Source organism: Pantoea sp. S62 (assembly GCF_016658625.1).
GTDB classification, from domain to species: Bacteria; Pseudomonadota; Gammaproteobacteria; order Enterobacterales; family Enterobacteriaceae; genus Pantoea; species Pantoea vagans.
The window spans coordinates 1-24941 of record NZ_JACVVI010000029.1; the positions used below are offsets into that span (position 1 = coordinate 1).

Consider the following 24941-nt stretch of genomic DNA (forward strand, 5'->3'; position numbering starts at 1 on the left):
GTTCGGGCACCATCTTTAAAGAACCCGCCTCTGGCGGGTTTTTGCGTTCTGGCACGAACCCGTTATCGAAGGTTCGCCAGACTCCCCCGACATTTCCGAATTTCACTTCAGTCCGGCGCATTTCGCCGCACAACGCTGTAGCAATGTAAACAGATTTCACGGTGAAACCAATTTGCTGCTTCGCCTCTGTGCTGTGTTGCCAGACCCGCACCGCCTGATGTGCTGTCCAGCCTGCAATTGGCCGCGGCTAATCGTGTTTTAGTAGCCACTCTTTACAGAATCAACCTGACAGGCACAATAGCCATTTTTACAGTTCTCTCATGATCATGTCAGAAGAAGCGCTGCGTCTGCAGATACAGAACCTGAAAAAGCATAATGCGCGTCTGAAGCGTATAGCGCATGACGCTCGTACAAAACTCAACGCGGCACTGGATGGCACCGGATTATTCCTGTGGCAGCTTGATATTCCCAGCGGCAAACTGGTGATCTTCAACCGACGCTGGGGTGCGATGCTCGGCTTCCAGCCTAAAGAAACCGACGCCAACTTCGAATCGTGGAAAGAGAGTCTGCATCCTGATGATGCCGCCGAAGTTTTGCGGGCATTTAACGATCACATCGCCGGAAAAGCGCCTTACTATGAAGCGCTGCATCGCATGATCGCCAAAAATGGCAGTATCACGTGGGTGCTGGATCGGGGCCGGGTCAGCGAGTGGAACGCGCACGGCGAGCCGGTTAAAGTCATCGGTACTCACATCGACATGACCAAAGAGAAGGAATATGAAGAGCAGCTCGCTCTGCTGGCGCTGCACGATCCCCTTACGCTGCTCAATAATCGCCATGCCCTGCAAAATGCTTTCTGTGAAATGAAAGCGCAGGGGCCGCTCTGCGTTGTCTTTATTGACCTGGATAACTTCAAACACGTCAACGATACCCTGGGGCATCGCAGCGGTGATGAAGTGTTAATTCAGTTAAGCCAGCGATTGACTGAGCTCTCCCCGGCAGAAGTAATCATTGGCCGGCTCGGCGGCGATGAGTTCGTCCTGCTATTGCCGTTTGCACTCAGGCAGCCGCAGGTCAGACAGCTGGCGCATGCCTGCCTTGATGCGGTACTTACCCCTTTTGATTTGGCTAACGGGCACGCGCACATAGGCGCGTCAGTAGGCGTGTCACAGGTTGAGGTAAAAGATGACTTTGATACCGCCCTGGCACGTGCTGATGAAGCCATGTACCGCATAAAGAAGAACGGTAAACGCGGTGTTGCCTTTTATTCCGCCGTGTCTGACCCCCTCTGACGCTGCCAGGCTTCCTCCCTGCAGGCCACTGACGCACGATTTCCCGACAGGCACTGCACGATTCCATCCGTCATTTTTTAATTTCTCCTTCTACTCGCCGCCTGCAGGCTCATAAAACCTATGAATTTCTCCACAGAAAACATTTTTTAGTACTATTCCGAAAACCCGATTTTCATCCCCGATTTACCTGAATATCACCGCTTCGTTTAATCCTGAATATCTGTACCAATTATTGCGTATCATTCTGATTAAAATTTTCATTAAATCAGTATAATTGATCGTTTATTGATCAAAATCAGCTATTTTCAGCTGGCACGGTCAAAGCCTTGCGTCTCGCTTAATTCAGCTTCCAAAACAGTGGTGTGTAAATATATTTACCGCTTCGCTTAGGGAAATTGATCGTTTGTTGATCATCTTCACTAACTGATATTGATGAAGTTATCTCATTGCCGCTTCGGTTACTGTTTTTTCAATTGGACATTTTTCGAAAATGATCGATTAATAGGGCGCGGCGATTTTTGTAAGAAATGTATTTGGAGCCGTAGCTCTTTTTTGAATAGAACAGAGCGATAGTTGAAATGCGTTACCAGTCCGGATGAGGGTTGAGCTGCCAATAAGTCAGATCGGTAGCGGGTTTTTTATTTATCTCGCTTGATCGGTACGGTTTTCTGTCTACATTTAGATTGCTGAATCGGCCTGATTAAGCATTAACTGTGCAAATTCTGATTTTAATTTCAAAGAGGAACACAGAATGACTCAATATCGTGGTGGGGCCGGGAATTTTGCGGCTGACAAAGAGCGTGCTGCGGAAGCAGGGCGAAAGGGCGGTCAGAAAAGTGGCGGGAACTTTAAGAACGATCCCGAACGTGCCATCGAAGCCGGGCGCAAGGGAGGTAAGGTAAGCCGCAGAAGCTAAACGCTTTTAAGGCTGCCGGATGGCAGCTTAACGCGTTTGCCGGGCTGCACAGATTCTCTTTTCATTTTCCTGCAAGATAATTACCTCCTGAATTATGTCGCTGATTTATCATTGACACAGAGAGATGCCGTTAATTAAACCGGTTAGGTTTTCCCTGCCGGTTTTTTTATTTCCGATCGATTAAAGCTATACGGTTTAATAAAGTTCTGTACAACTAAGTTTTGACTGGTGCTTTTTTTATGCACTTAATCCTAAAAAATTTATACAGAGATTTATTGCTTTGTACAAATTCCACCGCAGCGAGCGAAGCCGCAGCTATAAAAAACTTTTAGGCTAAATGACTGCTGTAAAAAGGAAAATGCATTTTGCATGCCACTTTTGTATTAAATTCATACTGCCACAGCGTGCGATATTAAGAATCTCCACTAAACTTTTCAGGTGCCAACGATATGACCGGCGTTGCGTTATTACCGACGCAGCTTTTTAATCAATGAGGCTATCTTATGACAGTGAAAACGTTAAACGATCTGTTCATCCACGACCTTTCCGATGTATACAGCGCTGAGAAACAGATAACCCGTGCATTGCCTAAAATGGCGCGTGCTGCCAGTGACGAAAATCTTATCGCTGCGTTTAATCAGCATCTTGAAGAGACCCGTGCTCAGATTGAACGACTGGATGAACTGGTAGACGTGACACCTGAAGTCAAAATCAAAAGAATGAAATGCCATGCGCTTGAAGGTCTGGTTGAAGAAGCCCAGGAAATTATCGACTCGGTCGAAAAGGGCGAAGTCCGCGATCAGGGGCTGATCGGTGCGGCACAGAAAGTTGAGCACTATGAGATTGCCACCTACGGCACGCTGCATGCACTGGCGCTGAAGCTGGGGTATACCAAAGCGGCAGAGCTGCTGGCAGCGACCCTGAATGAAGAGAAACAAACGGATGAGAAACTCACCTCGGTAGCCGAGGCGATTACCGTCTCTTAAGGAGTGACACATGACTGCGATTGAACATTATCATGACTGGCTGCGCGATGCGCATGCGATGGAAAAGCAGGCAGAAAGCATGCTGAGCAAGATGTCAGGCCGTCTTGAACACTATCCAGCGCTGGAACAGCGTCTGGCGCAACATCTGGAAGAAACCAAGCATCAGCTGACCCTGCTGGAACAGCTGCTCGACAGCCACGCTATCGATCACTCTGTGGTGAAAGATGCGATGGGTAAAATGGCGGCGACCGGCCAGGCGGTGGGCGGTATGTTTAACTCTGATGAAGTGGTGAAGGGTGCCATCAGTGGCTACGTTTTTGAGAATGCTGAGATCGCCAGCTACACCAGCCTGATTGCCGCGGCGGAGCAGGTGGGCGATACGCAGGGCGTTCGCATCCTCAACGAGATCCGCGATCAGGAAGTGGCCATGGCGGAGTGGCTGCTGCAACACCTGCCTGAAGTGACTCAGAAATTCCTGCAACGTGCGTCGCAGCCGGGCGCAGAAGCGAAGAAGTAACGCCTGAATGCCTGTATGAAAAAAGCCGGGAATGACCCGGCTTTTGCGTTTTAGTGATTTACAGGCTGCGACACTCAGTCAGCCATTAAATGCCCATACATCGTCATCAGCTTACGTGTAACGCCGTTCGTCCAGCCGAAGCCATCCTGTAATGGATACTCGCCGCCGCCGCCGGGACGGGCGCGGTCGCCGCTGATGTCATACTTCTCGACCAGCTTGTGGTGCAACTGATAGAAGTTATTAACCGTATTAAGCCAGTTCACCGCGACTTCACTTGCCAGCGTCTCTTCACCGTAATTATTCAGGCCAACAACGGCCATCCACTGCATCGGTGCCCAGCCGTTAGGACGGTCCCACTGCTCACCGCTTTCCACCATTGAGGTCAGCAGGCCACCGTTGCTCAGCAACAGATGACGCAGGGAGATTGCCTGCAGGTGCGCCTGATGCGGCGTTGCCAGACCCACAAACAGCGGAACGACCGAGGCAACGGTAAAGGCACCAAAACGCTCACGACGCCAGTCGTAGTCGCGGAACACACCAGCGGTGCTGTCCCACAGGTAACGGGTAATAGCGCGTTTCCGCGTTTCCGCCTTTTTCTGCCAGGCCAGCGCCGTCAGCTCTTCGCCTTTGGCGTGCGACAGGGTGGCAATCATCAACTCCAGCTTGTACAGGAACGCGTTCAGATCGATAGGGATAAACTGTGTCGTACGGATACTCGACAGACGTTTCGGGTTACGCAGCCAGCGCGAGGAGTAATCCCAGCCCGACTCAGCACCAGCACGCAGGTCACGATAGACTTCGCTGGCCGGACGTTTAGATTCGCGCGCGGTTTCAACATCTTCCATCCACGACTCATCACGTGGCGTATCGCGGTCATCCCAGTAACGGTTCAGCAGCGAGCCATTTGGCATCCGCACGACGTGACGATAAGCCTGGTTTGGCATCAGTGAGCCGGCACCATCCATCCAGAACTGATACTCCTTCATCAGCTGTTCCTGATAGCGCTTAGCACCGCGCACGCCATCCTCTTCGAACAGCTCCACCATCAGGGCAAATACCGGCGGCTGAGAACGGCTGAGATAATAAGTACGGTTGCCATTTGGCACATGGCCGTAGTTATCGATCAGCCAGGCAAAGTTGTCTGCCATATGACGCAGCAGGTCATCACGGCCCGATTCCGCCAGGCCCAGCATGGTGAAGTAGGAGTCCCAGTAGTAGGTTTCGCCAAAGCGTCCGCCCGGTACCACATAGGGTTTCGGTAACGGCAGCAACGATGAGTGCGGCATATGCTGCTGCGGCATTTTGGTCAGAACCGGCCACAGGTCATCGATATGCTCATTGAGCGATTTATCCGGGTTGGAGACATAAAAACTTTCGTTTACGCCAGGCAGATAAAAGTGATCGGCGACAAAACGCGACAGGTCGAAATCACTGCTGCGTTTCTGTCGACGATAGCGCATCAGCACATCCAGCGGATCGTACTTGGGCGAACAGTCGGGGAAGGTTTTGCTGTCCTCAAAAATCCGCGACATCTGGACATGTTCAAACAGTTCCAGATAACGATCGGCAGGCGTGAGCGCATCCGGTGCCGGTAAGCCTTCAATCAGCTCCGGTTCCGGTTCAGAATCCTGCATGCGATCCAGTTTCAGTTCATGGGGATCGTATTGATACTCAACTTCCGCCCCGGCACGAACCTCTTCAAGTGCATTTTGTTGCTGGCGATGGGTATTAATAACGGCCTCCTGAGCGGTCGTGGTTGCACAAAGGAGAAATTATAGACCTCTCATCCTGCGGAACAACAATGCAGAATATCTATGAACGTAATAAAAATTGTCGATTAATCGAGGCTTTTTAATAAATTCCAGTCAATTCAACCAAATATAGCGGTGTTCACAAAAAACACATTTCGGATGAATCTCTTAGCCGCATGAATAAAAAAATTTAAGCTGAAGAAAACTGGCATTTATTCACATTTTGTAAAAGAAACCGCAGCCGCAAAGGGTGCAGAAAATGGCATACGCAACGGAAATCAGGGCAGGAGTGAGTAGTGAGCGGGCAGGGTTGCCCGCTCAGTGAGAGCTGGATTAATGGTTCGCCAGTGCTGCGCGGATCACCGCCTGCCAGCTTGTGGTCGGGCGACCAATCAGTTTGCTCAGCTGACGCGAATCATCAAACAGGCCACCTTTTTCTGCACCGGCATCAGAATCCGCCAGCATCTCCGCCAGACCCTCTGGCAGGCCAGCGCCTTTCAGCGCGGCGGCAAAGTCAGCCTGAGACAGATTGACGTAATCGACCTTCTCACCACTCTGTGCGGCAATCTCCGCAGCAAATTGCGCCAGCGTATAGCTGTCGTCGCCGGACAGCTCATAGACTTTGCCCGCCTGATCGTCACGAGTCATTACTTCAGCCGCCGCTTCAGCATAATCCTGTCGGGCAGCCGACGCGATGCGGCCTTCACCTGCCGCGCCGATAAACGCATGATGTGCCAGCGCCGGAGGAATGCTGGCGGCATAGTTCTCGGTGTACCAGCCGTTGCGAAGCAGGGCGAACGGGATGCCTGCGGCTTTCAGCAGCGCTTCAGTCGCGCGATGTTCAACACCTAAACCTAGCGGTGAGGTATCCGCATGCAGCAGACTGGTGTAGGCGATAAAGCCCACGCCTGCAGCCTTTGCAGCGTCGATGACAGCTTTATGCTGCGCCTCACGCTGGCCCACTTCACTGCCCGAGATCAGCAGCAGCTTATCCACGCCTGCAAAAGCGGCCTCCAGCGTCTCTGGCTGGCCATAATCGGCCTGGCGGACAATCACGCCCAGCGCAGCAAGATCGGCCGCTTTGGCGGGCGTACGCACAGCGGCAACAATTTCTGCCGCCGGAACTTTTTTCAGTAATGCATCGATAACGATTCGGCCCAGCTGGCCGGTGGCACCTGTAACTGCAATCATGGGATGACTCCTGTGGCTGTTGGTAAAATCCAGACTAGGGTATAAACTAATTTTTAGTAAGTACTTACAGAATTGTTAGTTTGAGGTACGCAGGTTAAATGTCTGAAAAATTGAGTGAAAAATTTAGTCGTGGTGAACTGCTTAACGTTAATTGTCCGTCGCGCGACGTACTGAAACGGGTGACCAGCCGCTGGAGCGTACTGATTCTGCTGGCCCTGCAGGGCCAGACGCTGCGCTTCAGTGCGTTGCGCCGGGCGGTCGGTGGCGTCAGTGAACGGATGCTGGCGCAGAATCTGCGTTACCTGGAAGAAGATGGCTTCGTGCAGCGCATCGCTTACGATGTCGTACCGCCGCATGTGGAGTATCGTCTGACCCCGCTTGGCCGCGAAGTCAGTGAACAGGTGGTGGGGCTGGCGGACTGGCTGGAGCTGAACCTGAGCCGGATTCTGGCACAGCGTGAAAAATCTGCAGCTGAGTAAAATCCCCCGCCTGTCAGCCATCCCGTCGTGAAGGTGTGGGGATGCTGGCAGGAGATTTCTGATCTGTTCTTCTCTCCCATTTCTCTCACTGAAACCGGAATAACGTAACGGCAGCGAAAATAACCCAAGCGGTTTTTTCGCCTCTTTGCTGGTTATTAAATCATTTCATCAGGCTCTGGCCCGGAATAACCGACTGCTTCGGATGCGCTGTTAATTCAGTCCAGCTTTTTGACCCATTTTATTAACATCTCCCGTGGCGCTTAAAGGCGCCGCTCTGGCTATTTTTTGCTTGGGTGCAGGTCTGAATTAGCAAGGGTAATGCAAAAAAATAAACAAATCGGTGGTGGTACTCATTTACTGATTTAACTTGTTAAAAAATAAGATTATTTAATTTATTTGCTCTCAAATTTGACCTTTCTGAAATCAGGGTTTATAACAAAATAACGTCTGAAAACAGCCGGTTGAGGGCTTTTTTTAGTCAGGATTTGCTTTGCCGATGTGAATTTTTAAAGTGACAAATACCGTAACATTAACGACACATAAATACGCTCTGATTAACCTTTAAGCCTTATTTTTAAATAAGTAATTCCCGTTAAAAACAATGATCAAAATCAACAAAGACTGTTATAGTTTTCATTAACCCCACTGTTTCTGTTTCCTCGTCGCGAATAGTTCTAAATTTGCGGCAGGAATTTCAATAAGCGCAGAGAAGTCAGCGCATCAGGCTTAAGTTGTTAATAATAAGTAAATACATGGTGTTCTATGTGGCAAAGAGGTAAGCAATGTTCGGATTAGATGCCTTTCATCTGGCCAGGATTCAGTTCGCATTTACTGTTTCCTTCCATATTATCTTTCCCGCCATCACCATCGGTCTCGCCAGCTTCCTGGCCGTACTCGAAGGTATGTGGCTCAAAACCCGCGATCAAACCTATCGCGATCTCTACCATTTCTGGTCCAAAATCTTTGCCGTTAACTTCGGTATGGGTGTGGTGTCAGGGCTGGTGATGGCTTATCAGTTCGGCACGAACTGGAGCGGCTTCTCAGAGTTTGCCGGCAGTATCACTGGTCCGCTGCTGACCTATGAAGTGCTGACGGCGTTCTTCCTGGAAGCGGGCTTCCTGGGCGTGATGCTGTTTGGCTGGAATCGCGTAGGTCCGGGTCTGCACTTCTTTGCCACCTGCATGGTCGCCCTGGGTACACTGATTTCGACCTTCTGGATCCTGGCCTCTAACAGCTGGATGCATACGCCGCAGGGCTACATCATTCAGAATGGCATCGTGGTTCCGCAGGACTGGTTCAAAATCGTCTTTAACCCCTCTTTCCCTTACCGGCTGTTCCATATGTCGGTGGCAGCGTTCCTGGCGAGTGCCTTCTTTGTCGGTTCATCGGCGGCCTGGCATCTGCTGAAGGGCAACAATAATCCTGCCATCCGCAGGATGTTCTCCATGGCGTTATGGATGGCGCTGATCGTCGCGCCGATTCAGGCGATGATTGGTGATGCTCACGGTCTGAACACACTGGAGCATCAGCCTGCCAAGATCGCGGCGATTGAAGGTCACTGGGAAAACCCGCCGGGTGAAGCCACACCGCTGATCCTGTTTGGTATTCCCGACATGGAGCAGGAGCGCACCAAATATGCGCTGGAAGTGCCTTATCTCGGCAGTCTGATTCTGACGCACAGTCTGGACAAGCAGGTTCCGGCGCTGAAGTCGTTCCCGAAAGAGGATCGACCTAATTCAACGGTAATTTTCTGGTCCTTCCGCGTGATGGTGGCGCTGGGCCTGCTGATGATCACACTGGGCGTGGTCAGCCTGTGGCTGCGTTTCAAAGGGCGTCTTTATGAGTCGCGTCCGTTCCTGTGGTTTGCACTGTTGATGGGTCCATCGGGTCTGATTGCGATTCTGGCAGGCTGGTTTACCACTGAAATCGGTCGCCAGCCGTGGGTGGTTTATGGCGTGCAGCGCACCATTGATGCGGTCTCGGCACATGGCGATATGCACATGAGCATCAGCCTGCTTGCCTTTATTCTGGTCTACAGCTCGGTGTTTGGCGTGGGGTATCACTATATGATGCGTCTGATTAAGCAGGGACCGGTTGTCGGCGAAGGTCATATCACCGAAGAGGGTGGACCGGGTCAGAAGAAAACGCCAGCGCGTCCACTTTCCGCTGCCACCTTTAAGGATGGAGACCACTAAGATGATCGATTTTTCCGTTATCTGGTTTGTGATTATCGTCTTCGCAACCCTGATGTATATCGTGATGGATGGTTTCGACCTGGGCATTGGTCTGCTGTTCCCGTTCAACAAAGATGCTGGCGAGCGCGACATGATGGTGAATACCGTCGCGCCGGTCTGGGATGGTAATGAGACCTGGCTGGTGCTGGGGGGCGCAGGCCTGTTCGGTGCATTCCCGCTGGCCTATGCAGTCATCGCTGATGCACTGTCTATTCCGCTGACCGCCATGCTGATCGGTCTGATTTTCCGCGGCGTTGCCTTCGAGTTCCGCTTTAAAGCGGTGGAAGGCCATCGTGCATTCTGGGACAAATCGTTTATTGCCGGTTCGATCATCGCCACTTTCAGTCAGGGTGTTGCGGTCGGTGCATTGCTGGATGGTATTCCGGTTGAGGGACGCCGCTTTGCCGGTTCCGCAATGGACTGGCTGGCACCGTTCCCGCTGTTCTGCGGCGTGGGTCTGGTGGTGGCCTATGCGCTGCTGGGCTGTACCTGGCTCATCATGAAGACCGAGAATGAACTGCATCGTAAGATGTCTGCGCTGGCGACGCCGCTGGTGATTGCGCTATTAGTGATTATTGGCATCGTCAGCCTGTGGACGCCGTTTGCGCATGCCGACATCTCTCATCGCTGGTTCAGCACGCCAAATCTGTTCCTGTTCCTGCCGGTTCCGGTGCTGGTGCTGCTCTGTTCGTGGGGCATTATTCGCGCCATCAAACGCGAGGCGCACTATTCACCGTTCCTGCTGACGCTGGCGCTGATCTTCCTCGGCTTCTCCGGACTGGGCATCAGTATCTGGCCAAACATTATTCCGCCATCCGTGACCATCTGGGCCGCTGCGGCACCTCCGCAGAGTCAGGCCTTTATGCTGGTGGGTAGCCTGCTGATTATCCCGATGATCCTGGGCTATACCTTCTGGAGCTACTACGTGTTCCGTGGAAAAATCAAAGCAGACGCAGGATATCATTGATATGAAAAGCCTCAGCAGCATGAAAGACCACAATCACACCGCAGAGACAAAAGCACCGTGGTGGAAGCGTGTGATGTGGCTGGTGTTTATCTACGCCGCCAGCGTGCTGGCGCTGGGCGTTGTCGCCTCGCTGTTCCGTATGATGATGACTGCGGCGGGAATGCGTAGTCATTAATTGTCGTGACGACTGCGAGTATTGATAACGAGCAAGCTCAGGGAGCATACGCCCTCCGCAAAGACGCAAAAACACCATCCCTGGCATGCTCAGCGCGGGCCATCCATGGCCCGCGATGCTTTGCTCCTGGCGTATGCTCCCATCGCTTTACATTCTGAGTTGTCTGAGGCGGACGTCAGTCAGCCTTTTTTAGTTAGTAACCTAAGCAATTAATGCGGAATCGCCCCGAACAGGCTCGTGCGCCTTACCCTTTCCTTACACCGATTCGCAATTTTTGTTATTCTTTTGTAACGAAAATTCCAGTCCTAACCCGCGTCGTAAATCGCCATCATGCTCAGTCAGGCTATTAAAAAACAGCACATTAACGATCTGGTCGAGTGGATAGAAGCCAACCTCACCGACGATCTCAATATCGATCAAATCACCCTGAAATCAGGTTATTCCAAATGGCACATGCAGCGCATGTTCAAGGAGATGACCGGACAGACGCTGGCGGCATATACCCGCAAACGGCGTCTGACGATGGCGGCCATGGCGCTGCGTCTGACACGCATGACGCTGATCGATATCGCCGTACGTTTTGGCTTTGATAACCAGCAAAACTTCACGCGGGTGTTCAAAGGCCACTTTTCACTGACGCCTGGCGCGTTTCGCCGTATTCCTCACTTGCCGGTTAAAAACTTCCATGGCCGCATTCTGGTGCGATCGCTGGCAGAGCGTGCGACGCTGGTGGAACGTGAGGAAGAACTGTATCTGTGCGGAGAGACACTGGAGTGGGAGTGCAGGTTTGGTGAGTATATTGCCGACCACGATCACCGGGTGGCAGAGCAGGCACGGCATCTGGTCGCGCTGGCGGGCAGCCATGCGACGCACGGCTGGTTAGGCTTTCAGTATGGTCCCGGCCATAGCTCTGCAGACCAGCAGAATATCAGCCTGTTTCAGGCGCTGGCACCACAACATGCCGGGCTGCTGGGTGACAATACCGCCAGCTGGAGCGAGGTGTGCGGCCTCTATGCGTCGATCCGCTGGAGCGGCAGGCCGGAGCAGCTGACGCGCTTTATCGAGGATATTTACTATCAGCATTTGCCCATGCTGGGCGTGTCGCGCCGTCCGGGCAAAGACCTGTTGCGTCTTGATTTTGCGCACTGTAAGCCCGACTGGCTCAGCGGCGTTTTTTCTATTCCGGTGATGCAGGCGTAGCCGGCAGGGCAGGGGCGATCGCTTCTGCCAATGCATCTTTCGTGCGATAAACCGTGACAAACCGCACGATTTTATAAAATAAGTCGCCATTCTGGCGTAAAATCCTCCCCCGAAACCCTGCCATATCTGAATCATCGTACTTCTATGGCAGGGCTGGAACATTCATCTGCATTTCAGGCCTTTTCTGGGCCAAAACGACAATCGAAGACAACTATGCGACGCTTAATGATTTCCCTGATCCTGGCATTGCCTGCAATGGCGATGGCGCAGCAGGCTGAGCCTTTCTCACCGCCTGCCGGACTGCATCCACACTCTCAGGTTACCCAGCATGAAATTCTGGGTGATGGTGAAATGCCGGATCACACCAGCAGTAATGCCTCCCTTTCCGGATTCAACGACACGCTGTAAGTGTTGATGCGCTGCCAGAACCGGCGGCGCGAGATGATGCCCGGCTCGTCAGGAGCCGGACAGCTTCTGCCTGATTTACCTGCTCATACTCTGCACCTGCGGCTTCCTCTCTGAGGCCCATTCACCTGCATCTGAAACAGTCTTTACCTGCATGCTGCATCTCTGATGTTTCTCATTTATACCGCTTCCCGTTCATATCTCCTCGCTTACGACACTGCTTAAAATATATCTTAAGTTGCAGAATCGCATTTTTCGTTCTTGTGCCGAAGATATATCATAGCTAATCTTGTCGCTTCAGATGAGAATGATTGTTATTCCATTGTTGTTTAATCATGGCGGGTATGCCCCTGACTATCGGGCATAAGCCCTGTTTCAGGAGAGAGATTTTGACTACAACAGCCGATAAGCGCACGCCGCAGCGGGTCCGCAATGAACTGCGTTTTCGCCATATTCAGGTCGCCAGTAAAACCAGGATTGCCGGGAAATTCTGGCGCATCCGGTTCAGCGGCAGCGATCTGGCAGGCTTTACGTCGCCAGGCTTTGATGACCACATCAAGGTGTTTTTCCCTGCTGCTGAAGGCGAAACACTGGCTCTGCCACAGATTACCGACGCAGGCATTGTCTGGCCGGAAGGTTTACGTCCGCAGGCGCGTGATTACACGCCGCTGGAATTCGATGGTGAATCTTCACTGACCCTCGACTTCTATATTCATCAGCAGGGCGTGGCCAGTGACTGGGCCGCGCAGGCGCAGGTGGGCGATAAACTGATTGTTGGTGGGCCACGCGGCTCGCTGGTGGTGCCGACCGATTACGCATTTCAGCTTTACGTCTGCGACGAAACCGGGCTGCCCGCTTTTGCCCGCCGTCAGCGTGATGCCCGCGCCCAGGCGCTGCATCTCTATGCCTTTACCGATGAAGCGACCGGTCGCGACTATTTAGCGGATACGGCAGACGTAACGACAAACTGGCTGGGCAGCGGTCAGATGCAAAAAGCGCAGTTCAGCCAGCTGATTACCCGGCTGGATCAGATCGCTATTCCGACGGAGGATTACTTTATCTGGCTGACCGGCGAAGGTGAGTTTGTCAAAGCGCTGTCTGACTACTTTACCTCGCAGCGTGGTCTCGACAGCGACTTCGTACGGGCGGTGGCCTACTGGCATCAGAAGTAAGCCGCGCTGGCAATTGAGTTTTGCCAGATGGCGGACTACCATCACTCTCCTTTTTTTCAGCAGGGCAGGTCATGAAACAGCATCCGACGTCCACTTCATCTGACGAACAGACTTCGCGCGCAGGAGGCTGCGGCGGACGACGTAAACGACGTGAAAAGATGCTGGAAGCGAGTGAGATTCGCCTGCTGATGCTCCATTTCCTGGCGCAGAATGCGGCGCACGGCTATGAGCTGATCAAGTCCGTTGAGGAGCTGTCAAAGGGAGAGTATTCGCCCAGCCCGGGGATCATCTATCCCAATCTGACGCTGCTGGAAGAGATGGAGGCGATTCAGGTGGTGGATGCGCAGGCAGCGCGTAAAGCCTACCGATTGACGGCGGCTGGTGAGGCGCAGCTGTCTGATAATCGCGAAACCGTAGCCAGCCTGATTACGCGGCTCTCTACGCTGGCGATCGTGGTCAATAACCGCAGCATTCCTGCTGTGGAGCAGGCGATTCACGGGCTGAAGATGGCTCTGAATCAACGACTGGCGCAGGAAGATATTTCAGAAGCCGCGCTGCAGACGCTGATTAAGGCGCTGCACGACGCGGCTGATAAAATCTCCCACAGTTAATCAGCTGATTTCACTCTTATTCTTGTCGATGTGGCCCAGGGTACGATCCGGGAAACAGATGTCGCGCACGCGCTGTTTCAGGGTAGTCGCATCCGGGAAACCACCGTCCCGCTTACGTTCCCACAGCAGATGACCATCCAGCGTAATCTCAAAAATACCGCCGGTGCCGGGTTTCAGCGTGACCTCTGCCAGATCCTCGGCGAAGGTATGCAACAGTTCCTGTGCCATCCACGCTGACCGCATCAGCCAGTTGCATTGCAAACAGTAGTGAATAACAACCACAGGTTTTTGCGCCATAACTCTCTTCCTTTACGTATTGATAAATGCAGATGCATTCGGGTTAACAATTTGTGCGCTGTGGTTTATGTCTTAATGTAAATAGGATTGATAATGATTATCAGTTGCATTAAATTCGCGGCGATAATGATTACACCCGCATGATGTTCTGACTTTTTACGGCTTTTATGCAGAGCCGTTTTTTATGTTCCAGCAAGCAAGTGAGCGAATACTAACAATTAATCAGGTAATTCGCGCCTATGTCACCACGTTTTCGGAGATTGACGCAACCGCGTCTGTCTGAGCTGGCGTTGCTCGCCACCTTTATCAATACCACCTGCACCTATGCTGCGGGCAGTGAACCTGCCACGCTGACCCTTTCCGACCGCTATGGCAGCAGTGCTGAACCGGTAATGACGGTGAATGCACCGGAAATTAAACAAACGGCGGGCAGTAAAACCACGCTCTCTGCCAGCGATCTGCAGCAACGTGGCGCTACTGATTTTGGATCGATCATGCGTTATGAACCGCTGATCAGTGCCACCGGCACCAGTGGCGGCTCCTCAGCCGGTAAGAGCGGCTTTGACCGGGCCGGTTACACCGGCTACAACATTCGTGGTTTAGAGAGCAACCGCGTGGGTCTCGATGTGGATGGCATTCCATTACCGCAGGCCACCGGCCGCAGCTATGTGGGACGAGCCGGTCTCGACAGCTTTGGGATTGGCCGCGATTACATCGATCCCTATATGTTTGGTCATATCGGAATTGAGAAGGGTGCCACGGCAGTGGATCAGCCGAATAACTCGATTGGCGGCAATGTCTCGTTCCGCAATAAATCCCCGGATGACTATCTGCATCCCGGTAAAGGCAACTATTTCGGTTATCAAAGCGACTACGACTCCGCCAGCCGCAGCTGGCACAACGGCGTTACGGCAGCAGCAGGCGATGATACGCTGCGGGGAATCTTTGTTTACAGTCGTCGTGACGGCCAACAGACCCGCAACAACAGCGACACAGTTGATGCCTATCCAGCCAACTGGCATTCCGATGCCTTTATGACCTCGGGCATCTGGCAGCCCAATGATCTTCACAAGCTCAGCGCGACTTTCGATTACTATCACAAAACGCACCACAGCCATTACGACAGCTGGAGCACGTCCGGCAATACGGTCTGGGGAACGGCGCAGCAGCAGAGCGATACACGACGCTGGGGCATCAGCCTGGTGGATGAGTACACACCTTATAATGACCTGATCGACAGTCTGACAACCCGCGTTTACTGGCAGCAGACCCAGGCACATGACAACACCTTTATGCCGTCAGGTGCCACCACCTGGCAAACCGTCTACTCCGACTACAACAGCGACAGCTACGGTTTTGACACCCGCGCGCTTAAAAACATCGGGCGCCATGAACTGAGCGCCGGGCTGAATGCGCGTCTGGTGGATACCGAACGGCCTTTCCGTCAGTCGCCTGCGGCGAGCGCCACCAGCGTGATCATGCAACCGCAGGCTAACAGCCGCAGTTATACGGTTGGCGGTTATCTGCAGGATACCATCAGCTTCGATGCTGACGGACACCGTGCGGCTATCGTGCCGGGCGTGCGTGTGGCGTATCAGAACACCCGCCCACGCGATGTGGCGACACTGACGACAAACAGCAGTGTGCTCGACGCCAGCGAAGTCTCCGCGCTCTACGGTTCGCCAAACAGCGACACTCAGGTGTTGCCGTCGATCGCCTTCCAGTACGATCTGACCCCGGCATTGATGACTTATCTGCAATATACCCGTGGCGCGCAGTTCCCTAACGACTCTCAGCTCTATGGCTCATGGAACCTTGGCTCCAGCTATGCCGGTCCCGCGCAGTATGCGCTGATTGGCAATGCCGATCTGAAAACCGAAACCAGCAACAACTACGAATGGGGTATAAAAGGGCAGGTTGCAGAGGGCGTGACGCTTAACGCTGCCGCGTTCTATAACGACTACAAAAACTTCATTGCCTTTACCCGCTACAGCCGGGCGGCCAATCCGGGTAAGTTCGTCAATGTACCCAGCAACATCTATACCACCTATCAGGCGGAGAACCGCGACAAAGCCTATATCTATGGGGCTGAAATCAGCAGCAAGGTGAACTTCGGCAGCTGGTTCAGCGAGGTCGAGGGGCTGAGCGCTAATCTGGCGTTTGGGTACACCCAGGGTGCGGCGAAGTCGAGCTACCTGGGAGACCGCTACGTCGACCTGGAGAGCGTTGCGCCGATGAAAGCAATTGTCGGACTCGCCTGGGATGATGAGGCGCGCGGCTATGGTGCTGCCGTCACCGCCACGTTTGTTAAAGGTAAGAAAGCCAGCGCCACAAATCGCAACAGCTTTACCAACACCGGCAACAGCCTGACTGACTCCAGCACCGATTACATGCGGGTGCCGGGTTATGGCCTGGTGGATATGACGGCCTACTGGCGCGTCACGCACAACGTCAGGTTAAGCGGCGGGCTTTACAACATAACCGACCGTAAATACCGGGATTACCTCAGCAGCCGTCAGCTGACCAGCGCCACCCAACAGGATCGCAACGACCAGGCACTGGCCATAATGCCGGGTCGTACTTTCCAGTTAGGTGTTAATGTCGATTTTTAATCACCGCCGCCCTGCGCTGATGCAGGGCATGACTAAGAGAAGCGAACCATGAACCCGATTTATCAGCACTATCTCGCCCTGAAGAGTGAACATCCGAAGAAATATGCCCGCGATCTGGCCACGCTGATCGGTATCAGCGAAGCGGAACTGTGTGAAGCGCGTATCGGCGTTGATGCCGTGGCGCTGAAACACGATTTCCCGGCGCTGCTGAAGGCGCTGGGCGCGGTCGGCGAGACCAAAAACATTACCCGTAACGCTTATGCGGTGCATGAGCATCTGGGCGAATATCAGAATGTGCAGATCGGCGCACATGGCGGCCTGGTGCTGAATCCCCGGGCGCTCGACCTGCGTCTGTTTGTCGGACAGTGGTTCAGCGCCTTTGCCCTGCAGGAGACAACCGCGAAGGGCGTACGTCACAGCATTCAGGTCTTCGATCGTCACGGCGATGCGGTGCTGAAAGTTTACGTCACGGAGCAGACCAACATGGCGGCATGGCACGCGCTGATCGCCGACTTCACTGACGCCGCTGCGACGCCGCTGGTGGTTGAGCCGGTTACCGCTGCTACTCAGACAGAGACTATTGATGCCACCACGATTGACCGTGAATGGCGCGCCATGACCGATGTTCATCAGTTTTTTGCCCTGCTGAAGCGCCATCAGGTCTCACGGCCGCAGGCGTTCCGCGCAGTGGGTGAGGATCTCGCCTGGCAGACCGGCAACGATGCACTTGAGCGTGTCCTGGAGATGGCACAGCAGGCGGGCAACGAAATTATGATTTTTGTCGGCAACCGTGGCTGTACCCAGATTTTCACCGGCAAAGTAGAGAAGCTGGTACCTATGGATAACTGGCTCAACATCTTCAATCCCCGCTTCACGCTGCACCTGATGGCGGACCAGATCAGCGAAAGCTGGGTTACACGCAAACCCACCGGCGATGGCTTTGTGACCAGCCTGGAACTGTTCGCCGCCGACGGCACGCAGATCGCCCAGCTCTATGGACAGCGTACGGAAGGCACGCCAGAACAGGCCTGCTGGCGTGAGCAGGTGAACGCACTTCGCATGCCAGGAGCGGCGGCATGAAACACCTGAGTCTGTTGTGGCTGCTGCTGACGCTGCCCTCACTGGCCGCGGAGCGGGTGGTGTCGATTGGGGGTGACGTCACCCGGATTATCTACGCGCTGGATGCTCAGTCACAGCTGGTAGCGCGCGACAGCACCAGCCTGCGTCCGGCGCAGGCTGCCCGGCTGCCGGATGTGGGCTATATGCGCCAGCTGAATGCCGAAGGTATCCTGGCGCTGAAGCCGACGCTGGTGCTCGCCAGCGCGCAGGCAAAGCCGTCGCTGGTACTACAACAGATTGCCCGCGCGGGCGTCAGGGTAGTGACGGTCAGCGGCGACAACAGTCTGCAGGCGATCCCGCAGAAAATTATCACGGTGGGTCAGGCGCTGCAGCGTGAAAGCGAAGCTCAGGCCCTGGTGCAGCAAATAACGCAGCAGATTCGCCAGTTGCCGCAGCAATCGCTGCCGGTGAAGGTGCTCTACATCATGGCAAACAGCGGCATGAAAACGATGGCGGCCGGAAATCAGACCGCAGCCGACGGCGCTATTCGCAGCGCCGGGCTGGAGAATGCCATGGGTTCAGTGCCGCACTATCAGGCGCTGTCGCAGGAAGGCGTGATCGCCGCCGCGCCAGATCTGGTGATGATCGGCGAGGATGGCCTGAAAACCCTGGGTGGTGAAGCGCAACTGTGGCAGTTACCCGGCCTGGCGCTGACGCCAGCCGGACAGCAGCATCGTCTGCTGATCATTGATACCCAGGCGCTGCTGGGATTTGGCCTTGATACGCCGCAGGCAATAATGAAATTGCGGCAGGCTGCGGAATCGCTGAACCATGATTAATGGCAATGCGCTGCGGGGTCTGACGCTGATGCTGATTTTCCTGCTGGTGGCGATGGTAGTGGCGGCGAATCTGGGGGCGATGTCGCTGTCGGTGCGGGCGCTATTGCAGGCACCGCTCAGCGATCTCATCTGGCAGATCTGGCTGAATATCCGCCTGCCACGCGTGCTGCTGGCGGTGGCGATCGGTATGGCGCTGGCGGTATCTGGCGCGGTGATGCAGGGTGTTTTCCGTAACCCGCTGGCCGATCCTGGCCTGCTGGGTATCAGCAGCGGCGCGGGGCTGGCGGTCGCGCTGGCAATCGTTATTCCACTGGCGTTGCCACCCCAGCTGGCACTGTGGCTACCGATGATTGCCGCCTTCATCGGCAGCCTGCTGGTTACGCTGCTGATCTTCAGTTTCAGTCGGCTGGCAGAGGGCAATCTCTCCCGGCTGTTGCTGGTCGGCATTGCGATTAATGCGCTCTGCGGTGCGGCGGTCGGCGTGTTGTCGTGGCTGAGCGATGACCAGCAGCTGCGTCAGCTGTCACTGTGGGGGATGGGCAGCCTCAGCCAGGCGCAGTGGCCTGCGCTGCTCATCTGCCTGCTGCTGATTCTGCCTGCGTTGCTGCTGTTACAGAGCCGTGCCCGCCATCTCAACCTGCTGCAGGCAGGTGAAGAGGATGCGCACTACATGGGAATTGATGTGAAGCGTACCCAGCATCAGCTGCTGGTCCTTAGTGCGCTGCTGGTCGGTACGGCGGTCTCGGTCAGTGGCGTGATCGGCTTCGTGGGATTAGTGGTGCCGCATGTGATGCGCTTTTGTCTGGGCAGCGATCATCGCTGGCTGCTGCCCGGTTCAGCGCTGGCAGGCGCGATTCTGCTGCTGCTGGCCGATACGCTGGCGCGCACACTTGTGGTTCCGGCAGAAATGCCAGTCGGGCTGCTGACCAGCCTGATTGGCGGCCCCTGGTTTCTCTGGCTGATCCTGCGTCAGCAGCGAGGATTTGAATGATGGAGATGTTAGAGGCGACGGGACTCTGTCTGGCGCGCGACGGCAAAACCGTTATCGATAATCTTGACGTTACGCTGTCAGGTGGAGAGCGGGTGGCGCTCATCGGGCCTAACGGCGCAGGTAAATCAACACTGTTGCGGCTGCTGACCGGATTTTTAGCGCCCGACCGGGGCGAGTGCCGTCTGGGCGATCGTGTGTTGTCCGCATGGCCGCGTGAGCAGCTGGCGCGACGCCGGGCCGTGATGCGGCAGCAGAACAACCTGACTTTTACCCAGTCGGCGCAATCGGTAGTGGCGATGGGCCGTGCGCCGTGGCCTGAGAAACAGACGTCGCAGATTGTGGCTGAAGTCATGCAACTGACCGGCTGTGATTCGCTGGCGCAGCGCGATTACCGCCAGCTCTCCGGCGGTGAACAGCAGCGGGTGCAGCTGGCGCGGGTGCTGGCGCAGCTCTGGCAGGAGGGAAGACCGCGCGGCTGGCTGTTTCTGGATGAGCCGACCTCGGCGCTGGATCTCTTCTGGCAGCAGCAGACTCTGCGTTTATTACGTCAGCTGACGCGCACGGGTGATCTCACCGTCTGCACCGTGTTACATGACCTTAATCTGGCGTCATTATGGGCCGATCGCATACTGCTGCTGCACGCGGGCAGACTGGTGGCTCAGGGATCGCCGCAGACGGTGATGACTGAAAAGACGCTGACGCGCTGGTATCAGGCTGATTTGCAGGTGGTGTCACAGGCTGAGAGTGGGAAGCCACATATCCAGCTGCGGGTTTAGACCGTTTCGCTTTAAAAACATTGCCTTGCGTGCTTTTAATCACTGATTTTGCGCTATACCTGGTGTTCAGGACATAATACTCAGGAGACCATAATGGCAAAATCATTAGATCAAACCGCTGAGCAACTGGGTAACATTTTACTCTCCTCCGGACTTCATCTGACGACTGCCGAATCCTGTACCGCGGGGCTGATCAGCATAACGCTGGCCGCGGTGGAAAGCAGCGGCGACTTCTATACCAGCGGCTTTGTGACCTACAGCGAAAATGCCAAAATTCGCCTGCTGGGCGTGCATCCTGACACGCTGAAACAGCACACGGCGGTGAGCGAGCAGACGGCGCGTGAAATGGTACAGGGAGCCTGCGCCCGTTCAGGCGAACCGGTAGGGTTATCGATTACCGGCTATGCCGGACCCGATGGTGGCGAAGATGGCACGCCAGCGGGCACTATCTGGTTTGGCTGGGTATTGCCGGACGGCAGGGACGAGGCGGAGTGCCATCAGTTCAGCGGCGATCCGAAATCCGTGATGGAGCAGGGCACGCAGTTCGCGCTGGAAGGGTTGATCAAACGGCTGCAGCGAGCCAGTCGATAAAGGCGCGCGGTACGCGCCTTATAAACGCGGGTTAGCGGCAGTCGACAATCAGACGACCCTGTACGCTGCCATCCAGCAATGCCTGCGCACCTTCTCTGGCTTCACTTAGCGGGATCACCCGGCTCAGTTTGCTGAGCCGATCGCTATCCAGCAGCTCACCAAGTCGTTGCCACGCCTGCTGACGAAGCGGCTTCGGACACATCACGCTGTCGACACCCGCCAGCGTGATGCCACGCAAAATAAAAGGCGCGACGCTGGCGGGCAGGTCGAGTCCCTGCGCCATACCGCAGGCAGCCACCACGCCATCACGCTGAATACCGGCCAGCACGTTCGCCAGAGTGTGACTGCCGACGCTGTCTATCGCAGCGGCCCAGCGCTCTTTTGCCAGCGGCTTACCGGGATGGGAAAGCTCTTCGCGATCAATCACCGATGCCGCGCCCAGCGTATCGATAAGATACGCATGGTCACTGGCGCGACCGCTGGAGGCGATCACCTGATAACCCAGACGCGCCAGCAGGCTGACACTATAGCTGCCGACGCCGCCACTGGCACCGGTCACCAGCACGGGGCCATGTTCGGGCGTGATGCCCTGTTTTTCCAGCGCCATGACGCAGAGCATTGCGGTCAGCCCTGCTGTGCCGATGGCCATGGTCTGCAGCGGGCTAAGAGAAGCGGGCACGCGCACCAGCCAGTCGCCGCTGACGCTGGCTTTCTGCGCCAGGCCGCCCCACTGTTTTTCGCCTGCGCCCCAGCCCGTCAGCAGCGCCACATCATCCTCTTTCCAGTCGGGATGACGGCTGGCCGTCACGCGGCCGACAAAATCGATACCTGGCACCATCGGAAACTGGCGCACAATCGGGCCTTTATTGCAGATAGCCAGGGCATCTTTATAGTTCAGGGATGAGTAGCTGACGTCGAGCGTGACATCATAGTCGGGCAGTTGGGATTCGGGGAGATCTTTCAGCAGGGAACGGTAACCTTGTTCGTCATTTTCAATGACCAGTGCCTTAAACATGTAGCCTCCGGCAGAGTGGGAAAGAGAGGGTAAGTTTACGCCCGCGAGTGGCAATGCGGTAGGGCAATGGCCGCCTCTTCGGTTTATGGAGGCAACAGGCAGGGAAAAGTGCGCTGACAGCGCTAGCGAATTACGTGCATAAATCTGCATATAATTCATATAATTAGTCGTATTGTGAATTTTTTATGATAAATAGACTATAAAAATCATGTTGTTATCTTTTTATTATGTGACTGAATAATTGCCTGGGTCGGGTTGTTCGTGCATAAAAAAGATGACATTATGACCGCCACTTTTTGACCCTGCTTGTTCACTACAGAGGACGTCGCCATGTCCGGTTCACCGCGCACCAGCCCGGATTACCGTTCGCTTTTTCCGGCGCTCACCGGGTTTTCCTCTTTTCCACACTCTCCGTTATTCACCATGCGGTGAGGCCAGCCAGGAAGCGGCTGTGGATCTGCTCGCCACACTGCACTATGCCTTCTGACGCTTAATTATTCGCCGGGGCGCTGTCCCCATACTTGTGCTTCTGGCACCTCCTCCCTGACGTTAGGGATCCTGTTATGACTCCACTGAAAATTGCTGCCAGCGCCGCTGTCGCGCCCAGCCTGACCCTGAACACCGCGCGTGACGTAGTGACGCTGGATAATACCGACTTTACGGATGTGGCGGCGGTCGTCGTCTCGCTGGCGGATACCCGCAGCGGCGTGCTGGCGCTGCTGCGTCACACCGGCTTTAATCTGCCGGTATTTGTCGCAAATGCGTTTGAAGAAGAGGTGATGCACCTGCCCGGCGTCAACGGGGAGCTGAATGGCGAGCCGCAGGAGTGGCTTGCGCTGGAAGCAGCTGCGCAGGCGTATGAAGCGGCGCTGCTGCCACCTTTTTTCGAAACGCTGACCCGCTATGTTGATATGCAAAACAGCACCTTTGCCTGTCCCGGACATCAGGGCGGCGCGTTCTTCAAAAAGCATCCGGCAGGCAAACAGTTTTATGACTTCTACGGCGAGAATGTTTTCCGCTCTGACATGTGCAACGCCGACGTCAAACTGGGCGATCTGCTGATCCACGAAGGTTCGGCTAAAGATGCGCAGAAGTATGCGGCAAAGGTGTTTAACGCCGATAAAACCTACTTTGTGCTCAACGGCACCTCAAGCGCCAATAAAGTGGTGACCAATGCGCTGCTGACCCGCGGCGATCTGGTGCTGTTTGACCGTAACAATCATAAGTCGAACCATCATGGCGCGCTGATTCAGGCGGGCGCGACCCCGGTCTATCTTGAAGCAGCACGTAACCCGTTCGGCTTTATTGGTGGCATTGACGCGCACTGCTTTGATGAGGCTTATCTGCGTGAGCAGATCGCGGTCGTCGCCCCTCAGCGCGCAGAAGAAGCGAGGCCTTTCCGTCTGGCGATTATCCAGCTCGGCACCTACGATGGCACGGTCTACAACGCCCGCCAGGTGGTGGATCGCATCGGTCATCTGTGTGATTACATCCTGTTTGATTCCGCGTGGCTCGGCTATGAGCAGTTCATTCCGCTGATGGAAGGCTGTTCGCCGCTGACCCTGGATCTGAATGAAAACGATCCCGGCATTTTTGTCACCCAGTCTGTGCATAAGCAGCTGGCCGGTTTTTCGCAGACTTCGCAGATCCACAAAAAAGATAATCACATTCGCGGACAGCGGCGCTTCTGCCCGCACAAGCGTCTGAATAACGCCTTTATGCTGCATGCTTCTACCAGCCCGTTTTATCCGCTGTTTGCCGCACTGGATATCAACGCCAGAATGCATCAGGGCGAAGCAGGGCGTCGCATGTGGGATGAGTGCGTCATGCTGGGCATTGAGGCGCGTAAAGCGATCCTCGATCGCTGTGAAATGATCCTGCCGTTTGTGCCGGAAATTGTTGATGGACAGCGCTGGCAGGATGCGCCAGTTGAGACGATCGCCCGCGATCTGCGCTACTTCAGCTTTGAACCGCAGGCGAAGTGGCACGGTTTCGCCGGTTACGCGCGCGATCAGTATCGGGTCGATCCCTGCAAGCTGCTGCTGACCACGGCAGGTATCGATGCGGCAAGCGGGGAATACAGTGATTTCGGGATCCCGGCGACCATTCTGGCGAACTACCTGCGTGAGAACGGCATCGTGCCGGAGAAGTGCGATCTCAACTCGATCCTGTTTTTGCTGACCCCGGCTGAGAGCCCGGAGAAGATGGCGAATCTGGTGGCGATGCTGGCGCAGTTTGAGCAGCACATCAAAGAGGATGCGCCGCTGGCCGAAGTGCTGCCGACGATTTACCGCAAAAACGCCGAACGTTATGCCGGGTATACCCTGCGTCGCCTTTGTCAGGAGATGCATGACCTTTACGTCAGTCATAACGTGAAGGATCTGCAGCGCCTGATGTTCCGCGCCGCCGAGTTCCCGCCGGTCAGCGTAAATCCGCAGGATGCACATCAGGCTTATATTCGCGGCGAAGTGGAGCTGGTTCCGATCGCCGAGGCCGCAGGCCGTGTCGCTGCGGAAGGCGCGTTACCTTATCCACCGGGCGTGCTGTGCGTCGTGCCAGGCGAAGTCTGGGGCGGCGCGGTGCAGCGTTACTTCCTGGCGCTGGAGGAGGGGCTTAATCTGCTGCCGGGCTTCTCGCCGGAGCTGCAGGGCGTTTACACCGAAGAGGATGAGCAGGGACGTAAGTATCTGGTGGCCAATATGATGGTGGGGCGCTGATCTGAGCGGGGCAGAGGCGGGTAGCGGCCCGCCAGGCCTTTAGTTCGCTGCGCGAAAGGGCGCTGAGAGAGTTTCGTTCGTCTCACGAGGTGGGCATGCTTTGCAGCGGGCTGGCACTGAGAAGGTTTCGCCCGCCAGGCGGTCGGGA

Annotated in this window: 23 protein-coding genes; 19 read left to right on the forward strand and 4 right to left on the reverse strand. The window is 55.0% G+C overall.

The annotated features are described in order from the left end of the window. The first annotated feature begins 326 nt into the window (after window positions 1-326). From IBT54_RS24010 to IBT54_RS24025, 4 genes are all read left to right on the forward strand, one after another. Window positions 327-1292 (forward strand): sensor domain-containing diguanylate cyclase, encoded by a 966-nt coding sequence (locus IBT54_RS24010; RefSeq protein WP_095707691.1) that lies wholly within the window; start codon window positions 327-329, stop codon window positions 1290-1292. A gap of 751 nt (window positions 1293-2043) precedes the next feature. Continuing rightward, window positions 2044-2208 (forward strand): general stress protein, encoded by a 165-nt coding sequence (locus IBT54_RS24015; protein WP_004571242.1) that lies wholly within the window; start codon window positions 2044-2046, stop codon window positions 2206-2208. A gap of 503 nt (window positions 2209-2711) precedes the next feature. Further along, a complete protein-coding gene (locus IBT54_RS24020; protein WP_033784034.1) occupies window positions 2712-3194 on the forward strand; it encodes a ferritin-like domain-containing protein in 483 nt (160 codons plus the stop codon). A gap of 10 nt (window positions 3195-3204) precedes the next feature. Continuing rightward, window positions 3205-3711, forward strand: a complete 507-nt coding sequence (locus IBT54_RS24025) for a ferritin-like domain-containing protein (protein ID WP_147790041.1) — start codon at window positions 3205-3207, stop codon at window positions 3709-3711. Between the two features lie 74 nt (window positions 3712-3785). On the opposite strand, the gene treF is transcribed toward IBT54_RS24025, so the two are convergent. Then, the gene (gene treF, locus IBT54_RS24030) at window positions 3786-5444 is read right to left on the reverse strand and encodes an alpha,alpha-trehalase TreF (protein ID WP_071888691.1); all 1659 of its coding nucleotides are present in this window, start codon (window positions 5442-5444) and stop codon (window positions 3786-3788) included. A gap of 351 nt (window positions 5445-5795) precedes the next feature. Next, on the reverse strand, window positions 5796-6653 hold the full coding sequence (locus tag IBT54_RS24035) for an SDR family oxidoreductase (protein WP_201253222.1): 858 nt from the start codon (window positions 6651-6653) through the stop codon (window positions 5796-5798). A 98-nt stretch (window positions 6654-6751) separates the two neighbouring features. Here IBT54_RS24035 and IBT54_RS24040 point away from each other — a divergent pair, with 98 nt between their 5' ends. The 8 genes from IBT54_RS24040 (at window position 6752) to IBT54_RS24075 (ending at window position 13896) form a co-directional block, all read left to right on the forward strand. Then, a complete protein-coding gene (locus IBT54_RS24040; protein ID WP_013359003.1) occupies window positions 6752-7132 on the forward strand; it encodes a helix-turn-helix domain-containing protein in 381 nt (126 codons plus the stop codon). A gap of 782 nt (window positions 7133-7914) precedes the next feature. Continuing rightward, entirely contained in the window at window positions 7915-9327 is a 1413-nt protein-coding gene (locus IBT54_RS24045) for a cytochrome ubiquinol oxidase subunit I (protein WP_013359002.1), read from the forward strand. 1 nt (window position 9328) lies between these two features. After that, window positions 9329-10333 carry a cytochrome d ubiquinol oxidase subunit II gene (gene cydB, locus IBT54_RS24050; protein ID WP_013359001.1) on the forward strand — a complete coding sequence of 335 codons (1005 nt, stop codon included), beginning with the start codon at window positions 9329-9331 and terminating at the stop codon, window positions 10331-10333. 1 nt (window position 10334) lies between these two features. Further along, a complete protein-coding gene (locus IBT54_RS24055) occupies window positions 10335-10508 on the forward strand; it encodes a DUF2474 domain-containing protein (protein ID WP_071822193.1) in 174 nt (57 codons plus the stop codon). A 330-nt stretch (window positions 10509-10838) separates the two neighbouring features. After that, window positions 10839-11708, forward strand: coding sequence for a helix-turn-helix domain-containing protein (locus IBT54_RS24060; RefSeq protein WP_201253223.1), 870 nt, complete (start codon window positions 10839-10841; stop codon window positions 11706-11708). Window positions 11709-11933: 225 nt separating this feature from the next. After that, entirely contained in the window at window positions 11934-12116 is a 183-nt protein-coding gene (locus IBT54_RS24065) for a hypothetical protein (protein ID WP_236263693.1), read from the forward strand. A gap of 341 nt (window positions 12117-12457) precedes the next feature. Beyond that, complete coding sequence (locus tag IBT54_RS24070; protein WP_370584675.1) at window positions 12458-13285, forward strand: siderophore-interacting protein; 828 nt, start codon at window positions 12458-12460, stop codon at window positions 13283-13285. A 71-nt stretch (window positions 13286-13356) separates the two neighbouring features. Next, window positions 13357-13896, forward strand: a complete 540-nt coding sequence (locus IBT54_RS24075) for a PadR family transcriptional regulator (RefSeq protein WP_201253225.1) — start codon at window positions 13357-13359, stop codon at window positions 13894-13896. Here the strand turns inward: IBT54_RS24075 and IBT54_RS24080 are convergent, their stop codons facing one another. Continuing rightward, window positions 13897-14193 carry a SelT/SelW/SelH family protein gene (locus IBT54_RS24080; protein WP_013358996.1) on the reverse strand — a complete coding sequence of 99 codons (297 nt, stop codon included), beginning with the start codon at window positions 14191-14193 and terminating at the stop codon, window positions 13897-13899. A gap of 239 nt (window positions 14194-14432) precedes the next feature. Between IBT54_RS24080 and IBT54_RS24085 the strand changes: the two genes are divergently transcribed. The 6 genes from IBT54_RS24085 (at window position 14433) to IBT54_RS24110 (ending at window position 21061) form a co-directional block, all read left to right on the forward strand. Then, window positions 14433-16805: a TonB-dependent receptor domain-containing protein gene (locus tag IBT54_RS24085; protein ID WP_147790039.1), complete on the forward strand. Its 2373-nt coding sequence runs from the start codon at window positions 14433-14435 to the stop codon at window positions 16803-16805. 48 nt (window positions 16806-16853) lie between these two features. Continuing rightward, on the forward strand, window positions 16854-17885 hold the full coding sequence (locus IBT54_RS24090; RefSeq protein WP_201253226.1) for a hemin-degrading factor: 1032 nt from the start codon (window positions 16854-16856) through the stop codon (window positions 17883-17885). Next, window positions 17882-18703, forward strand: a complete 822-nt coding sequence (locus tag IBT54_RS24095) for a hemin ABC transporter substrate-binding protein (RefSeq protein ID WP_013358993.1) — start codon at window positions 17882-17884, stop codon at window positions 18701-18703. The genes IBT54_RS24090 and IBT54_RS24095 overlap by 4 nt, the downstream gene beginning before the upstream one ends. Further along, window positions 18696-19694 carry an iron ABC transporter permease gene (locus tag IBT54_RS24100; protein ID WP_095706703.1) on the forward strand — a complete coding sequence of 333 codons (999 nt, stop codon included), beginning with the start codon at window positions 18696-18698 and terminating at the stop codon, window positions 19692-19694. Before IBT54_RS24095 ends, IBT54_RS24100 begins: the two co-directional genes overlap by 8 nt. After that, the gene (locus tag IBT54_RS24105) at window positions 19691-20470 is read left to right on the forward strand and encodes a heme ABC transporter ATP-binding protein (protein WP_107320089.1); all 780 of its coding nucleotides are present in this window, start codon (window positions 19691-19693) and stop codon (window positions 20468-20470) included. The genes IBT54_RS24100 and IBT54_RS24105 overlap by 4 nt, the downstream gene beginning before the upstream one ends. Before the next feature lie 93 nt (window positions 20471-20563). Further along, the gene (locus tag IBT54_RS24110; protein ID WP_033784022.1) at window positions 20564-21061 is read left to right on the forward strand and encodes a CinA family protein; all 498 of its coding nucleotides are present in this window, start codon (window positions 20564-20566) and stop codon (window positions 21059-21061) included. Window positions 21062-21092: 31 nt separating this feature from the next. Here the strand turns inward: IBT54_RS24110 and IBT54_RS24115 are convergent, their stop codons facing one another. Continuing rightward, window positions 21093-22076: an MDR family oxidoreductase gene (locus IBT54_RS24115; RefSeq protein ID WP_013358989.1), complete on the reverse strand. Its 984-nt coding sequence runs from the start codon at window positions 22074-22076 to the stop codon at window positions 21093-21095. 563 nt (window positions 22077-22639) lie between these two features. Here IBT54_RS24115 and IBT54_RS24120 point away from each other — a divergent pair. Beyond that, window positions 22640-24793: an ornithine decarboxylase gene (locus tag IBT54_RS24120; protein WP_201253227.1), complete on the forward strand. Its 2154-nt coding sequence runs from the start codon at window positions 22640-22642 to the stop codon at window positions 24791-24793. The last annotated feature ends 148 nt before the right edge of the window (window positions 24794-24941 follow it).

Coding starts and splice junctions, on each gene's coding strand:
- IBT54_RS24085 (WP_147790039.1), top strand. CDS start 14,433: ATGTCACCACGTTTTCGGAGATTGACGCAACCGCGTCTGTCTGAGCTG.
- IBT54_RS24090 (WP_201253226.1), top strand. CDS start 16,854: ATGAACCCGATTTATCAGCACTATCTCGCCCTGAAGAGTGAACATCCG.
- IBT54_RS24120 (WP_201253227.1), top strand. CDS start 22,640: ATGACTCCACTGAAAATTGCTGCCAGCGCCGCTGTCGCGCCCAGCCTG.
- IBT54_RS24025 (WP_147790041.1), top strand. CDS start 3,205: ATGACTGCGATTGAACATTATCATGACTGGCTGCGCGATGCGCATGCG.
- IBT54_RS24100 (WP_095706703.1), top strand. CDS start 18,696: ATGATTAATGGCAATGCGCTGCGGGGTCTGACGCTGATGCTGATTTTC.
- IBT54_RS24115 (WP_013358989.1), bottom strand. CDS start 22,076: ATGTTTAAGGCACTGGTCATTGAAAATGACGAACAAGGTTACCGTTCC.
- IBT54_RS24035 (WP_201253222.1), bottom strand. CDS start 6,653: ATGATTGCAGTTACAGGTGCCACCGGCCAGCTGGGCCGAATCGTTATC.
- IBT54_RS24110 (WP_033784022.1), top strand. CDS start 20,564: ATGGCAAAATCATTAGATCAAACCGCTGAGCAACTGGGTAACATTTTA.
- IBT54_RS24055 (WP_071822193.1), top strand. CDS start 10,335: ATGAAAAGCCTCAGCAGCATGAAAGACCACAATCACACCGCAGAGACA.
- IBT54_RS24080 (WP_013358996.1), bottom strand. CDS start 14,193: ATGGCGCAAAAACCTGTGGTTGTTATTCACTACTGTTTGCAATGCAAC.
- IBT54_RS24095 (WP_013358993.1), top strand. CDS start 17,882: ATGAAACACCTGAGTCTGTTGTGGCTGCTGCTGACGCTGCCCTCACTG.
- IBT54_RS24015 (WP_004571242.1), top strand. CDS start 2,044: ATGACTCAATATCGTGGTGGGGCCGGGAATTTTGCGGCTGACAAAGAG.
- IBT54_RS24060 (WP_201253223.1), top strand. CDS start 10,839: ATGCTCAGTCAGGCTATTAAAAAACAGCACATTAACGATCTGGTCGAG.
- IBT54_RS24010 (WP_095707691.1), top strand. CDS start 327: ATGTCAGAAGAAGCGCTGCGTCTGCAGATACAGAACCTGAAAAAGCAT.
- IBT54_RS24105 (WP_107320089.1), top strand. CDS start 19,691: ATGATGGAGATGTTAGAGGCGACGGGACTCTGTCTGGCGCGCGACGGC.
- IBT54_RS24020 (WP_033784034.1), top strand. CDS start 2,712: ATGACAGTGAAAACGTTAAACGATCTGTTCATCCACGACCTTTCCGAT.
- IBT54_RS24065 (WP_236263693.1), top strand. CDS start 11,934: ATGATTTCCCTGATCCTGGCATTGCCTGCAATGGCGATGGCGCAGCAG.
- IBT54_RS24070 (WP_370584675.1), top strand. CDS start 12,458: ATGCCCCTGACTATCGGGCATAAGCCCTGTTTCAGGAGAGAGATTTTG.
- cydB (WP_013359001.1), top strand. CDS start 9,329: ATGATCGATTTTTCCGTTATCTGGTTTGTGATTATCGTCTTCGCAACC.
- IBT54_RS24045 (WP_013359002.1), top strand. CDS start 7,915: ATGTTCGGATTAGATGCCTTTCATCTGGCCAGGATTCAGTTCGCATTT.
- IBT54_RS24075 (WP_201253225.1), top strand. CDS start 13,357: ATGAAACAGCATCCGACGTCCACTTCATCTGACGAACAGACTTCGCGC.
- IBT54_RS24040 (WP_013359003.1), top strand. CDS start 6,752: ATGTCTGAAAAATTGAGTGAAAAATTTAGTCGTGGTGAACTGCTTAAC.